This window comes from Caulobacter sp. SRI_014, assembly GCF_057586315.1.
On sequence record NZ_JBYCZQ010000009.1, the window covers coordinates 104,927 to 118,906 of the forward strand.

Annotated in this window: 10 protein-coding genes; 4 read left to right on the forward strand and 6 right to left on the reverse strand. The window is 67.6% G+C overall.

All coding sequences use genetic code 11. The annotated features are described in order from the left end of the window. The first annotated feature begins 7 nt into the window (after nt 1-7). Entirely contained in the window at nt 8-985 is a 978-nt protein-coding gene (gene iolG, locus AC2YG9_RS17965) for an inositol 2-dehydrogenase (protein ID WP_487299362.1), read from the forward strand. A gap of 273 nt (nt 986-1,258) precedes the next feature. Here the strand turns inward: iolG and AC2YG9_RS17970 are convergent, their stop codons facing one another. Continuing rightward, nucleotides 1,259-3,802, reverse strand: coding sequence for a TonB-dependent receptor (locus tag AC2YG9_RS17970; RefSeq protein WP_487299363.1), 2,544 nt, complete (start codon nt 3,800-3,802; stop codon nt 1,259-1,261). Nucleotides 3,803-3,984: 182 nt separating this feature from the next. Here AC2YG9_RS17970 and AC2YG9_RS17975 point away from each other — a divergent pair, with 182 nt between their 5' ends. The 3 genes from AC2YG9_RS17975 (at nt 3,985) to AC2YG9_RS17985 (ending at nt 9,474) form a co-directional block, all read left to right on the forward strand. Then, nucleotides 3,985-6,009 carry a phytase gene (locus AC2YG9_RS17975; RefSeq protein ID WP_487299364.1) on the forward strand — a complete coding sequence of 675 codons (2,025 nt, stop codon included), beginning with the start codon at nt 3,985-3,987 and terminating at the stop codon, nt 6,007-6,009. Between the two features lie 118 nt (nt 6,010-6,127). Continuing rightward, nucleotides 6,128-8,347, forward strand: coding sequence for a catalase/peroxidase HPI (katG, locus tag AC2YG9_RS17980; RefSeq protein ID WP_487299365.1), 2,220 nt, complete (start codon nt 6,128-6,130; stop codon nt 8,345-8,347). A 119-nt stretch (nt 8,348-8,466) separates the two neighbouring features. Beyond that, nucleotides 8,467-9,474, forward strand: coding sequence for a zinc-dependent alcohol dehydrogenase family protein (locus AC2YG9_RS17985; protein ID WP_487299366.1), 1,008 nt, complete (start codon nt 8,467-8,469; stop codon nt 9,472-9,474). Between the two features lie 39 nt (nt 9,475-9,513). On the opposite strand, the gene AC2YG9_RS17990 is transcribed toward AC2YG9_RS17985, so the two are convergent. From AC2YG9_RS17990 to AC2YG9_RS18010, 5 genes are all read right to left on the reverse strand, one after another. Further along, nucleotides 9,514-9,894: a hypothetical protein gene (locus tag AC2YG9_RS17990; RefSeq protein WP_487299367.1), complete on the reverse strand. Its 381-nt coding sequence runs from the start codon at nt 9,892-9,894 to the stop codon at nt 9,514-9,516. A 98-nt stretch (nt 9,895-9,992) separates the two neighbouring features. Next, on the reverse strand, nt 9,993-10,967 hold the full coding sequence (locus AC2YG9_RS17995) for a class 1 fructose-bisphosphatase (RefSeq protein ID WP_487299368.1): 975 nt from the start codon (nt 10,965-10,967) through the stop codon (nt 9,993-9,995). A gap of 78 nt (nt 10,968-11,045) precedes the next feature. After that, entirely contained in the window at nt 11,046-11,909 is an 864-nt protein-coding gene (locus AC2YG9_RS18000) for an SGNH/GDSL hydrolase family protein (RefSeq protein WP_487299369.1), read from the reverse strand. Then, the gene (locus tag AC2YG9_RS18005) at nt 11,909-13,243 is read right to left on the reverse strand and encodes an MFS transporter (protein WP_487299370.1); all 1,335 of its coding nucleotides are present in this window, start codon (nt 13,241-13,243) and stop codon (nt 11,909-11,911) included. The genes AC2YG9_RS18000 and AC2YG9_RS18005 overlap by 1 nt, the downstream gene beginning before the upstream one ends. Continuing rightward, complete coding sequence (locus AC2YG9_RS18010) at nt 13,240-13,971, reverse strand: FadR/GntR family transcriptional regulator (protein WP_487299371.1); 732 nt, start codon at nt 13,969-13,971, stop codon at nt 13,240-13,242. Before AC2YG9_RS18010 ends, AC2YG9_RS18005 begins: the two co-directional genes overlap by 4 nt. Between the last annotated feature and the right edge of the window lie 9 nt (nt 13,972-13,980).

Here is a 13,980-nt window from a genome sequence, read left to right on the forward strand (position 1 = left end):
TTCAAGCATGTACAACCTCGCTCTCATCGGCGCCGGCAGGATTGGCCGTATCCACGCGGCCAACGCCAAGGCGCATCCGGGGCTGACCCTGAAGGCCGTGGTCGATCCAGTGGCCGCCGCCGCCGACAGCCTGGCCGCCGAGACCGGCGCGGCGGTGACCTCACTGGACGCCGCCCTGAGCGATCCGGACATCGCCGGCGTCATCGTCGCCAGCTCGACCGACACCCACCTGGAATACGCCGGCCGCGCCATCGCGGCGGGCAAGGCGGTATTCTGCGAGAAGCCGATCGATCTCGACCTCGACCGGGCGCGCGGGGCGGCGAAGGACTTCGCGGGCAAGCCGCTGTTCCTGGGCTTCAACCGCCGCTTCGATCCGAACTTCCAGGCGATCAAGGACCGGCTCTCGGCCGGCGAGGTCGGTACGCTGGAGACGCTGCACATCACCAGCCACGACCCCTCCCCGCCGCCGGTGAGCTACGTCAAGGTGTCGGGTGGGCTGTTCAAGGACATGGCCATCCACGACTTCGACATGGCCCGCTGGATGCTCGGCGAGGACGTCGCCCAGGTGTTCGCCTCGGCCAGCTGCCTGGTCGATCCGGCCATCGGCGAGGCCGGCGATGTCGACACCGCCAAGATCCTGTTGAAGACGGCGTCGGGCCGCATCTGCATGATCAGCAACAGCCGCCGCAGCGGCTATGGCTATGACCAGCGGATCGAGGCCTTTGGGTCGAAGGGGATGCTGAAGGCGGCCAACGTCACCGAGAACACCGTGCAGGTTTGGACAGAGGCCGGCGCGGCCGCCGCCCCGTTCCAGAACTTCTTCCTCCACCGCTACGCCGCCGCCTACGTGGCGGAGATGGCCCACTTCGCCGACATCCTCGGCGGGGCGACGCCGTCGATCGGCTATGCGGACGGCGTCGAGGCCCTGGTGCTGGCGGAAGCGGCGGGGGAGTCGGCGAGGACGGGCGCAGTCGTCCACCTCTGATCCTTCTCCCGCTTGTCGGGAGAAGGTGGCCCCGTAGGGGTCGGATGAGGGCAGCGCCGGCTTTGGCCGGGCTGCCCTTTTTAGTGTCTGAAGGGTGGTGCTGATCAGCGCCAGAGCGCGCCAATTCTGACTGGCCGGCGCTGCCCTCATCCGTCGGCCTATGGCCGCCACCTTCTCCCGGCGAGCGGGGGCAGGGCTCGCAGCGCGGCCAAAGAAAATGGCGGCAGGCTGATGGGCCCGCCGCCAAGTTGCGCAAGTTAAGTCAGGGAGAAATCAGTAGGTGAAGCTCAGGCCCACCCGCCAGGAGCGGCCGTAGGTTTCGGCCTCGGCGAAGCGGCTGCGGTTGCCGTAGAAATAGTAATCCGTCTCGTCGTTGAGGTTGTTGCCCTCGGCGAAGACCTCAAGCTGTTTGGTGACCTTGTAGGCCGCCTTGACGCCGATGGTCTGGTTTTCGCCGAAATAGAGGTCCTCGTCGGCCGAGGCGCCCAGTTCGTCGATGTAGTCGGAGCGGTAGGTGTAGGCGATCCGAGCCGAGAAGCCGTACTTCTCGTAGTAGAGCTGGGCGCTGATCAGCATGTCCGACTGCTTGGGCAGGCTGGTTTCCTTGGCCCGGCCCGGCACCTTGAGCTTGCCGTCCAGGAAGGTGGCGTTGAGGTTGACCCCGAAGCCGTCGAGCGCGCCCGGCAGGAAGGTAAAGGGTTTCTGGAAGTTCAGTTCCAGGCCGGTCACGGTCGCTTCCGTGCCGTTCTGGAAGGAGAAGACATCGCCGTTGACGATGCTCACGCCACCGAAGGTGCCGGTCTGGTTTTCCAGGGTCGAGGCGAAGATCGGGTTGTCGATCTGCTTGCGGAAGATGCCGATCGAAAAGCCGCCCTCATCGGCGAAATAGTAGTCCAGCGAGAAGTCGAGGTTGACCGCCTGTTGCGGCTTCAGGTCGGGGTTGCCGAGGCTGACGTCGTCGCCGTCGACAGCCACGGTCGGGGCCAGCTGGAAGTACTCCGGCCGGCCGATAGCGGTGGTGATCGCCGCCCGCACCAGGATGTTCTCGCTGACATCCCACCGCAGATTCAGGCCCGGGAAGACGTCGGTGTAGCTGTAGCTGCCGAACCGGTTGTAGTCGTCGGCAAGCGTCGCAGTCGGGGTGACGGCGATGGCCTTGGTGTCGCCTTCGGTCTGCTCGACGCGGACGCCCGGGATGATGCTGATGTCGCCGAAGTCGAGGTTGGCCATCACGTAAGCGGCGGTGATGGTTTCCTGGACCTGGTAGTCGGAGCCGAGGCTCTCGACGATCTGGTCATCGAAGGAGTTGCTGAACAGGCCGGGGTTGGCTTTGAAGAAGGCGTTGACGCCGTTGTAGCTGATCGACGGACCGGCCAGGAAACGACCCTCGAAGGTGTCGCCGTAGGTCGGGCCGACTTCCGAGGTCAGGGTGCGGGTGGGACCGGTATAGGAGAACACCTGGCCGGTGGCGTCGGTGAACTTGTCCCGATCCAGCCACTTGGCGCCGATCTTCACATAGCTGTCGTTGCCGAGGACCGAGAGCGGCATCTGGAAGTCGATGCGGATCTGGTTCAGGTCTTCCTCGGCTTCACGGCTGACCTGCTTGAAGCTGCGCAGGCGATAGAAGCCCGGGTTGTAGGCGTTGGCGCTCAGGGTAACGCCGGCCGGGAAGCCGTCCTGGTTGCCGAACGAGCCGGTGATTTGGCCCGCGCCGCCGCCGGTGTTGTAGCGGTACTCGATCTCGTCGCGGATCGGGTCTTCCTTGGTGGCCAGATTGTGGGTGGCCTGGATGGTCAGAACGTTCTCGCCGATGTTGAACTCACCGCCGATGGCGATGGTCGTGGTGTCGGTGATCTCGTTGCGGACGCGCAGCAGCTTGCGGGCGCTGGCGCCGGTGGTGAAGGTTCCGCCGTCTTCTGTCAGGCTCGAGTAGCTAGCCGCCGAGGTCGGCAAGAAGAAGCGGGTGCGGTTGCGGATCTCGTCGTCGTCGAACTTCGAGTACATGATCCGGGCGTAGGCCTTGATGTCGTCGGTGGGACGCCAGTCGAGGTTCAGGACCGCGCCGGTGCGGGTGCGCAGGGCCGGGGTGTAGACCCGGTTGTCGAACTCGACCGGCAGGTCGACGCCGCCGACGGTCATGCGGCCGCCCGACAGCACGTCTTCCGAGTCCGAGGGACGTTCGGACCAGTTCAGGGCCATGACGACGCCAAACTGCTTGTCGGGACCAAACAGGGTCCCCGCCGAGAAGTCGCCTTCGTAGCTGTTCTCGTCGGTGATCTCGAAGCCGCCGACCGCGGCCCGGGCGTTGAGGATGGTTCGGCTGCGGTCGAAGGCGGTGACCGTCTTGATGTCGACCTGGCCGGCGATGGCGTTGGCGTCGAGGTCGGGGGTCAGCGACTTGACCACGCTGACCGAGCCGATCAGGGCCGAGGGGATGTCGTCGAGTTTGACGTTGCGCGATTCCGGCTCGGGGGCCGAGGCAGTCTGGGCGTTGATCGTGACGTTGGCCAGGTTCGGTTCGATGCCGCGGATGATCAGATAGCGACCTTCACCCTTGTCGGTGGCGACCGACACGCCCGACAGGCGGCGGACCGATTCAGCGACGTTCTGGTCGGGCAGCTTGCCCGCCTCGCCGCCCGAGACGACTTCGCTGGCGCTGGTCGCCTCGCGCTTCTTCTCGAGAGAGTCGCGGTCGCTGGCCCGCTGGCCGGTGATGACCACTTCATCGACCTCTTCCTGGGCCTGGGCTGCGGCGATGCCGGGCGCCACAAGGCAGGACGAGACCAAGAGCGCGCTCAACAGATATCGAGATTTCATACGACCCTCCCCATTGCTTCTCGTTGCAGCCCCTCTTGGCGAGGACGTGACGAACGAAGACTCGCTCCGACGGCTGATGAAACGGACACTACGAACAAAAATTCTATTTGACAACATGAATGGAAATTAAATTGCATTCCGCATTCGGAGCGATGATGTTGCCGTCAACAAAGGGGATGCCGATGACCAGGAAAAACCGTGCGCTGACAGCTCTGCGCCTGACGCTTGTGGCCAGCGTGGCCTCTGTTGCGCTGAGCGCCCAGGCCCAGACACCGCCGCCGCCCGCCGTGGCGCCGATCGCCGAGACGGCTCCGACAGTGCGCAACGACGCCAACACCGGGGTGCTGGTGTTCGACAAGGCCGGCGGCATGCGGATCGCCGGCAGCGGCGGCCTGGGAGGAGTCGAACTCTATAGTACGGACGGCGCCCGCCTGGCCTCGGTCCCGGCCGGCGAGGTCGTCGGGCTGGACGTTCGCTATAATGTGCCGCTAGGCGGACGGTCCGAGACGGTGCTCGGCGTCATGGACGCCCAGCAGGCCAAGATGCGCTTCTTCACGGTCGGCGAGGGCCTGACCGAGGTGACGGCGGGGACGCTGTCGGCCGGCCTGTCGGCGGAATCGGGCTGTCTCTACAAGAGCCCGCTGGACGGCAGCCTGTTCATGTTCGCCCTCGGCAGTGGCGGCGAGATCGAGCAGTGGTCGATCTTCGACAACGGCCAGGGCAAGCTCGACGGGCGGTTGGTCCGACGTCTGCACATCGCCTCCGAGGCCAGCTACTGCACCGTCGATGACGCCAGCGGCGCCCTTTACATCGCCGAGCAGGCCGTCGGGGTCTGGAAGTTCGACGCCGAGCCGGAAGCCGAGACCATTCCCACCCTGATCGACGCCGTCGGTCTGGGCCGGATCGATGAGGAGGCCGGCGGTCTGGCTGTCGTCGATGGCGGGCCGGGCGCCCGTTACCTGATCACCTCCAATGCTTCGGCCAATGCTTTCCACCTGTTCAATCGCGAGGACGGCAACAAGTACCTGGGCACATTCACAGTGACCGGTGTCGAGAACGCCGGCGGCCTGGCCTCGGGCGGCGGCCTGTTCCTGGCCATGGACGACGACAACCCGGCGGGCGCCAACTACAAGCTGGCCCGCGTGGGCGATATCGCCGGAGCCCTGAAGCTGAACGCAGGGACGCCGGCCGATCCGATGGCCGCCCTGCCCTCTCCGCTGCCCATCGTCCGTCCGATCGCCGAGACCCAGCCGGTCGGCCAGGGCGGCGACGCGGCCGACGACCCGGCCATCTGGGTCAACCGGGTCAACCCGGCCAGGAGCCTGATCATCGGCACCGACAAGCAGGCGGGCCTGGGGGTCTATGACCTGACCGGCAAGCGGGTGTCGTTCGCCGCCGACGGCAAGATGAACAACGTCGACCTGCGCGACGGCTTCAAGCTGGCAGGCCAGCCGGTCACCCTTGTCACGGCCAGCGACCGGACCAGGAACGCCATCGCCATCTATGTACTGGACGGCGCCAGCGGGGCCCTGCGCAACGTCTCCGACGGGGTGCAGAACACCGGCCTTGGCGACCCCTATGGCCTGTGCATGTACCAGAGCAAGGCCGGCAAGACCTACGTCTTCATCAACGACACCGACGGCAAGATGCGCCAGTGGCGGCTGGACCCGACGGCGACCGGCGCCGTCAAGGCGGTGCTGGTCCGCGAGTTCGCCTTCGCTACCCAGACCGAAGGCTGTGTCGCCGACGACGAGACCGGCTGGCTTTATGTCGCCGAGGAAGACGTCGCCCTGTGGCGGCTGAACGCCGAGCCCAAGGGGCCGGAGAACCGCACCCAGGTGACCAGCGTCGCCACCAACCCGGCGCTGAAGGACGACCTGGAGGGGGTCAGCCTCTACCTGCAGCCGGGCGGCAAGGGCTACATCGTGCTCTCCAGCCAGGGCAACAACAGCTACGCGGTGTTCCAGCGCGAGGGGACCAACGCCTATGTCGGTTCCTTCGCCGTGGTCGCCAACGGCCCGGCCGGCATTGACGGCTCGTCGGAGACCGACGGGCTGGACGTGACCAGCCGGCCGATGGGGCCGCTGTTCCCGAACGGCGCCCTGGTCGTCCAGGACGGCCGCAACGTCAGCCCGCCGGAGCCGCAGAACTTCAAGATCATCCCCTGGATCGGCATCGAGGCGGCGCTGAAACTGTCGGCGCCCTGAGCTAGAGAAAATTTCTATGCCAAGTCCAATATCAATCGATTGGACTTGGCCCTGCTTTGGGTGTCGCCTGTGGGTTGAACGCCGGCTTTGACCGGCGCCAACGCCACAGGAGGAAAAGATGGCCCACGACGGAAGTGACGAAGGCTCGCCGCTGAGCTGCCCGATCAAGGAACCCGCCGCGCTTCGGCGCCTGCTGGGCCGCACCAACCGCGACTGGTGGCCCAACCAGCTGAGCCTGGAAATCCTCCATCAGCATGGCGACCAGGGAAATCCCATGGGCGCCGACTTCGATTACGGCGAGGCGTTCAAGTCGATCGACTATGCCGGCCTCAAGCGCGACCTGACCGCCCTGATGACCGACAGCCAGCCCTGGTGGCCGGCCGACTATGGTCACTATGGTCCCTTCTTCATCCGCATGGCCTGGCACAGCGCCGGCACCTATCGCAGCGGCGACGGCCGGGGCGGGTCGTCGGCTGGCGGTCAGCGGTTCGCGCCGCTGAACAGCTGGCCGGACAACGGCAACCTCGACAAGGCCCGGCGCCTTTTGTGGCCGATCAAGCAGAAGTACGGCGCCAAGCTTTCCTGGGCCGACCTGATGATCCTGGCCGGCAACGTCGCCATCGAATCGATGGGCGGACCGACCTTCGGCTTCGGCGGCGGCCGCGCCGACCTCTATGAGCCGCAGAAGGACATCTACTGGGGCACGGAAGAGGAATGGGTCGGCGTCACCCGTCACGACGAGGAGTCCGGACGGGCGCTGGAAAACCCCCTGGCCGCCATCCAGATGGGCCTGATCTACGTCAATCCGGAAGGCCCGGGCGGCAATCCCGATCCGCTGAAGTCGGCCCGCGACATCCGCGAGACCTTCAGCCGGATGAGCATGAACGACGAAGAGACCGTCGCCCTGACCGCCGGCGGCCACACCTTCGGCAAGGCCCACGGGGCCGGCGACGCCTCGCTGGTCGGGGTCGAGCCGGAAGGGGCCGACATCGCCAGCCAGGGCCTGGGCTGGGTCAGCACCCACGAGAGCGGCATGGGCGATCATACGATCACCAGCGGCATCGAGGGCGCCTGGACCCCGACCCCGATCACCTGGGACCACAGCTACTTCCACATGCTGCTCGACTACGACTACGAGCTGGTCAAGAGCCCGGCCGGGGCCAAGCAGTGGCAGCCGGTCAACGTCGCCCCGAGCGACCTGGCGCCCGGGGCCCACAGCCCCGATCGCCGGGTGCCGACGATGATGACCACGGCCGACATGGCCTTCAAGATGGACCCCGAGTACCGCAAGGTCTCGGAGAAGTTCCGCGACGATCCGGCCTACTTCGCCGACGCCTTCGCCCGGGCCTGGTTCAAGCTGACCCATCGCGACATGGGGCCGAAGATCCGCTACCTCGGCCCGGAAGTGCCCGCCGAGGACCTGATCTGGCAGGACCCGCTGCCGGCCCCGAGCCATCCGCCGGTCGACGCGGCGGGGATCGCGGATCTGAAGGGCAGGATCGCCGCCTCGGGGCTTTCGGTCTCGGACCTGGTCAGCACCGCCTGGGCTTCGGCCGCGACCTATCGCGGTTCGGATCACCGGGGCGGCGCCAACGGGGCCCGCATCCGGCTCAGCCCCCAGAAGGACTGGGAGGTCAACAACCCCGCCAGGCTGTCGGCGGTGCTGGAGACGCTCGGCCGCATCAAGAGCGAGTTCGCCGGCAACGTCTCGATGGCCGACCTGATCGTGCTGGCCGGCAACGTCGGCGTCGAGCAGGCGGCCAGGGCGGCCGGCCATAGCATCGAGGTTCCCTTCCATCCGGGCCGGGTCGATGCGACCGACGAGCACACCGATGCGGCCAGCTTCGAGGTGCTCGAGCCCAAGGCCGACGGTTTCCGCAACTATCTCTCGGTCAAGTTCAGCGTGCCGACCGAGGAACTGCTGATCGACCGCGCCCAGCTTCTGCGCCTGACGGCGCCGGAGATGACCGTGCTGGTCGGCGGCCTGCGGGTGCTTGGCGCCAACCATGGCGGCTCCAGGCACGGCGTGTTCACCGACCGGCCCGGCCAGCTGACCAACGACTTCTTCGTCAACCTGCTCGACATGGGCACCGCCTGGAAGCAGGTGGACGCGTCGGGCGACGAGGAGTTTGTCGGCACCTGCCGCAATACCGACGAGCAGAAGTGGACGGCGACACGGACCGACCTGGTCTTCGGGGCTAACTCGGAACTGCGCGCCCTGTCGGAGGTCTACGCCGGCAGTGATGCGGGCGAGAAGTTCGTCAAGGACTTCGTCAAGGCCTGGACCAAGGTGATGAACAACGACCGCTTCGACCTGCCCCGCAGCGTTCGGGGCTAGGGCGCGGCTAGGCTTTTCGAACTAGCGCTTGTCTTCCGCCGGGGCAGTCACCTGACTGTCCCGGCGATTTCATTTTGGAACCCGTTATAATGATGCGGGTGTGGGAACGGAGACCGGTGATGAAGGCGATTGAGGTTCACGGCGGCGGCGGACTGGACAAGCTGGCTCTGGTCGACCGGGCCGATCCGGGCGAGCCCGGCAAGGGCGAGATCAAGGTTCGTCTGCGGGCCTCCTCCCTGAACTATCACGACCTGATGGTGGTCAAGGGCATGATCCCCACGCCCGGCGACCGGGTGCCGATGTCGGACGGCGCGGGCGAAGTCGTGGCCGTCGGCGAGGGCGTGACCGACTTCAAGGTCGGCGACCTGGCCGTCTCGACCTTCTTCCCCGACTGGCTCGATGGCGAGCCGCCGGAGACCGCCTTCACCCGCGTGCCCGGCGACGGCATCGACGGCTACGCCCGCGAACAGGTGATCATGCCGGCCACGGCCTTCACCCAGGCGCCCAGGGGTTGGAGCGCCGCCGAAGCGGCCACCATCACCTGCGCCGGGGTCACCGCCTGGCGCTGCCTGGTCGTCGACGGCAACCTGAAGGCCGGCGAAACCGTGCTGGTCCAGGGGACCGGCGGGGTGTCGATCTACGCCCTGCAGATCGCCAAGGCGTTCGGCTGCGAAGTCATCGCCACCTCCTCGTCGGACGAGAAGCTGGAGCGGCTCAAGGGCCTCGGGGCCGATCACCTGATCAACTACAAGACCACCCCCGGCTGGGGCGGCAAGGCCCGCGAGATCACCAATGGCCGCGGCGTCGACCACATCGTCGAGATCGGCGGCTCGGGCACCATGCCCCAGTCGATCACCGCCAGCCGCATCGGCGGCCATATCGGCCTGATCGGCGTGCTGGCCGGCTATTCGGGCGAGATCCCGACGGTGGCCATCATGGGCAAGTCGATCAAGCTGATCGGCCTGACCGTCGGCAGCCGCCGCCATCAGCAGGATATGGTGCGAGCCATCGACGTGGTCGGCTTCAAGCCTGTGCTCGACAAGCACTTCCCGCTCGAGCAGCTGGGCGCCGCCTTCGCGCACCAGGAAAGCGGCACGCACTTCGGTAAGATCATCGTCGACATCTAGGCGAAGGCCGGCGGTCCGGGGGGACCGCCGGCCTTGGCTCTACGAGACCGGGATCAGTTGGACGGTGAAGAGTGAGTGGTTGATCTCGCCGGTGTTCTGCTGGCTGACGATGCCGGTTACCTGGTCATTGGGGCTGACAGTGCAGGTCGATATACCCATCGCGTTGTTCTGGAAGACGATCGACACCGGCCAGGATCCCAGCCCGGTCAGCTGAACCTGTCCGGACGCTGTCCCGTTGATGTCGTTGGTCGAAACGCCCCATTTGACGGAATTGTACTGCGGCAGCGCGTCACCCTGGTTCGGAGTTTCGCCCTGAACCCAGCTGTTGCCTGAGCCGCAGGCCACGGCCTGGACCGTCAGATTGCCTCGGGTGTCGTTGGTGACCACCACCTCGACGCTGCGATATCCAAGATCGGCCATGGCCGTCCCCCCTGTGACCTGCTTCCCCCTTCAAGATAGCGGGGACGCGCGCAAGCTGTAGCACACGCAACACAACGTCACATTTTATCCCGCGCTGTTCAACCAGCCGTATGCAGCGCCTTAAGATACTCAACCTCTTCGGCCGAGCCGATCATCACCGACACTCGCTGGTGCAAACCGGTGACCGGGGTATCGAGAATATCGGTCATGCCGTCGAAGGCCTGGCCGCCGGCGCGATCGACAATCATCGCCATCGGGTTGGCCTCGTACATCAGGCGCAGGCGGCCCGCCCGGTCGGGCTCGCGCTTGTCCCAGGGATAGAGGAAGACCCCGCCCCGGGTCAGGATGCGGTGCAGGTCGGCGACCATCGAACCGACCCAGCGCATGTTGAAGTTCCGCCCGCGCGGCCCCTCCTTGCCCGCCAGGACCTCGTCGACATAGGTCTGCACGGCGGGCGCCCAGTGGCGATAGTTGCTTGCGTTGATCGCGTATTCGCTGGTCCGCGCCGGCAGGGTCATCTGCTCGGCGGAGCGGTTCCATACGTTCGTCTCGGGATCGAGAGTGAAGCCGGCGACCCCCTGCCCTGTCGTCAGCACCATGGTCACCTGCGGGCCATAGACGACATAGCCAGCGGCCACCTGGTTGCGGCCCGGCTGCATGAGGTCGGCCTCGACGGCGGCGCGGGCAGGCAGCGCCCCCTTGGCCGGCAGAATCGAGAAGATGGTGCCGACCGAGACGTTGACGTCGATGTTGCTGGACCCGTCGAGCGGATCGAACAGCAGGTAATACCCGCCCTCGGGGCCCAGGTCTCGGACCGGGATGATGTCGTCCTGCTCCTCGGACGCCATGGCGACGAGCGCGGGGGCGCGGGCGGCGACCTGAACCAGGATGTCGTCGGCCAGCACGTCCAGCCCCTTCTGGACCTCGCCCTGCACATTGACCGAGACGGCGGCGGCGTGCTCGGCCCCGCCCCGGCGGACAGCGCCAGCGATCTCCACGCAGGCGTCGGCGACGGCGAGGATCAACTCGGCCAGGGCCGGATGGGCGGTCGACAGATGGTCGGACAGGGTCAAGGCAGGCTCCGTCATTGGACGCGCGCCCCTTAGCAAGGTTCGGCGGCGGGGCGAAGGCCTTCGGGCCAATCGAAGCCGCTAACGGGCGTCGAGACTGGCCGAGATGGCAGCCGCTGTCGCCTTTGCTCCGGCCAGGGTGGGGTGAAATGGCGCCGGGCCGGCGTCTTTCCAGCCGGTCGTCCAGGGGTCGGTGGCGCAGGCGTGATGGGCGGCGCCCAGTCGGTTCATGTCGACCACGACCGCGCCGGCCTCTCGCGCGGCGGCGATGGTGGTCTGCGCCAGGCGGAGGGCCACGACGCGCATCCGGTCGGCCTCGGCCGCGGTCAGGCCAAGGCGGGCGCAGGTTCCGGTGGGCGGCAAAACGGCAGGGTAGGTGGCGACCACGAGGGTGGCGTTCGGCGCCTTGGCCCGAATAGCGCCCAAGGCGGCCTTCAGGTCGGCGCGGAGCGTCTCGTAGGGCCGGTCGGTCTTCGGCCCCTTCCAGAGGGCGCGCGTAAGGGAGCCCATGAAGCTGTCGTCCTTGGCCGCGGCCGGCAGGGACAGATCGCCGACGTAGCCGATGTCGTTGCCGCCGACCGTCAGGGTTACCAGTCTGGTCTGGGCCGTGATGACCCGCAGCTGGGGACCCTGAAAGAACTGGCCACCGGTGAGAACGTGTTTGGTGACCGCGCCGCCGCAGGCCATATCGACGAGGCTCAGGCCGCGCATAGCGGCCAGTTGATGGGGGTAACCGCCCACGCCACGGGCGCAGAGGAGCGGGCTGCCGTTCTCGAGTTTGCCGAGGCCCGCCCCGGCGGCGTAGCTGCTGCCGAGGGCAACATATTCCGGCGGGTCCTTCGGTGTCTGGACACCCTGGGCGGCGAAGACAGCGATGGCCAGGCCGAGGAGGATGACGAGGAGGGCGGCGAGGGCCGCCAGGCCCCGGACCAGCCAGCGGCGCATCAAATGGCCGCCGGGCCGGGTTCGGTGGCGCTTTGCGGCGCGTTGCGCATGGCCAGCCAGAAGGCGATCAGGCTGGCCGCGCCGGTGACGACGCCGACGATAGCCAGGGAGAGGCCGATCTGTGTCTCGCCGCCGAGCAGCTGGCTGAGGCCCGCGACGACGACGGGGGCGGCGCCAAGGCCGACCAGGCTGCTGATGACGATGAAGGCGCCGAGGCAGACGCCGCGGATCTCGTTGGGCACCAGGACGGCGATGGTGGTGGCGGTGACCAGGCCGGTGACCGTGCCCGCCAGGATCAGGATGGCGAACATGACGGCGAAGCCCGGCACCGTCGGCATGATCGGGAACAGGGCCGTGGGCACGCCGACGGCGGCGGCGATGACGGCGGCGAGCAGGACGCCGCCGCGCATCTTCTGGCGCTGGCCCCAGTCGGCGGAGAGGCCCCCGATGATGGCGCCCAGGAGGCCGCAGCCGAGCAGGATGGCGCCGACCCAGCCGCCGAACTCGCTGGCGGTCTGGTCGTAGTTGCGCATCAGGACCGGGGCGACCCAGACGCCGGCGGCGGCGTCTGCCATGGTCACGGAGATCTGGCCGATGAACAGAGGGCCGAGGAAGGCGCGGCGGTCCCACAGCTCCCTGAGGGCGACCTTGAGGGCGGCGCTGGTTTCGCCGACCTCGCGGCGGGCGGGCTCGGCCATGGTCAGCAGGGGCAGGATGAGGGCGGCGCTGAACAGACCGAAAATCAGGTGGAGTTCGCGCCAGGGGGTCAGGCCCAGCAGGCTGACGTGGCCGGATTTGGCGAAGGCGTCGAGCAGCTGGCCGCCGAGGGCGAAGGCGATGGCGACGCCGCCGATGTTGCCCACCGTCAGGAAGAGCAGCGAACGGCCGCGGTTCTTGGGCAGGCAGAGATCGGCGGCCAGGGAGATGGCGACGGTGACCGCGCAGGTCGAGCCGAAGCCGGTCAGCATGCGGCCGATGATCAAGGGCCAGAAGCCGTCGACGAAGGCGGTCATCAGCGTGCCCGCCGTCCACAGGGCGACGAGCCCGGTCAGGATGCGCACCCGCCGGCCGTGGTCGGTCCACCAGCCGATGGGCAGGGACAGCAGGGCGATGGGGATGGCGGCGGCGAGGCCCTGAGCCAGGCTGATCTGCACATCGGTGAGATGCAGATCGGCCTTGGCCGCCTCCTGCAGCGGCGAGAACAGGGTGCGCAGGGTCGAGCCGCTGGCGATGGTGATGGCCAGGATCAGGATGCCGAGCCAGGCGCGGTGGATGACGGGCAGTTCGGTGGCGTCGGCCTTGGCGGCGCCGGGGGCGATGGCGTGGACGGTCATCGCTTCAGCTCCTGGGCCTTGAGGACATCGCCGACGGCGGTTTCGAAATGGTCGTCCATGGCGGCGACGGCGGCGGCCGGGTCGCCGGCGAAGATGGCCCGGGCGACGGCGCGGTGGCGGGCGATGGTGCCGTGGCGCTCTTCCTCGGTTGAACGTGTCGCCCAGGCGGTGGGGACGGCGGTTTCCATCAGGGGGCCGAAGGAGGCGACGATCTGGACGAACAGGGCGTTGTGGCTGGCCTTGGCGATGGCGTCGTGGAAAGCGATGTCGTGGCGGGTCATGGCCGGCAGGTCGCCCATGGAGGCGGCCATGGCCTCGGCCAGGTCGACGATGCGGCGGGCCTCGTCCTCGGTGCGGTTCGCGGCGGCCAGGGCGGCGGTGCGCAGTTCGACCGTGCGGCGGACGTCCCAGACTTCGGGCACTGTGATCTGGGCGGTGTCGACGGCGTGGCCGAGGTTGGAGGCCATCACGGCCCCGTCGAGGGCGGCGACCCGCGGCTTGCGCCCATTGCCGACATCGATCAGCCGCAGGGCCGCCATAGCCCCGAACGCCTCGCGCATGACGGCGCGGCTGACGCCCAGGCTGGTGGCGAAGAAGGCCTCGCCCGGCAGACTGTCGCCGACCTTGAGGCCATGTTCGCGGATGTGATCGGTGACCGCGCGGACCGACCGCTGGACCAGCGAGCCGCCTTCGTCGCGCGCGCCATTGTGTACTGCAACCACGCCCATGAGCGTTCA

Coding starts and splice junctions, on each gene's coding strand:
- AC2YG9_RS18005 (WP_487299370.1), bottom strand. CDS start 13,243: ATGACCGTCCACGCCATCGCCCCCGGCGCCGCCAAGGCCGACGCCACC.
- AC2YG9_RS17985 (WP_487299366.1), top strand. CDS start 8,467: ATGAAGGCGATTGAGGTTCACGGCGGCGGCGGACTGGACAAGCTGGCT.
- AC2YG9_RS17990 (WP_487299367.1), bottom strand. CDS start 9,894: ATGGCCGATCTTGGATATCGCAGCGTCGAGGTGGTGGTCACCAACGAC.
- katG (WP_487299365.1), top strand. CDS start 6,128: ATGGCCCACGACGGAAGTGACGAAGGCTCGCCGCTGAGCTGCCCGATC.
- AC2YG9_RS18010 (WP_487299371.1), bottom strand. CDS start 13,971: ATGGGCGTGGTTGCAGTACACAATGGCGCGCGCGACGAAGGCGGCTCG.
- AC2YG9_RS17970 (WP_487299363.1), bottom strand. CDS start 3,802: ATGAAATCTCGATATCTGTTGAGCGCGCTCTTGGTCTCGTCCTGCCTT.
- AC2YG9_RS17975 (WP_487299364.1), top strand. CDS start 3,985: ATGACCAGGAAAAACCGTGCGCTGACAGCTCTGCGCCTGACGCTTGTG.
- AC2YG9_RS18000 (WP_487299369.1), bottom strand. CDS start 11,909: ATGCGCCGCTGGCTGGTCCGGGGCCTGGCGGCCCTCGCCGCCCTCCTC.
- iolG (WP_487299362.1), top strand. CDS start 8: ATGTACAACCTCGCTCTCATCGGCGCCGGCAGGATTGGCCGTATCCAC.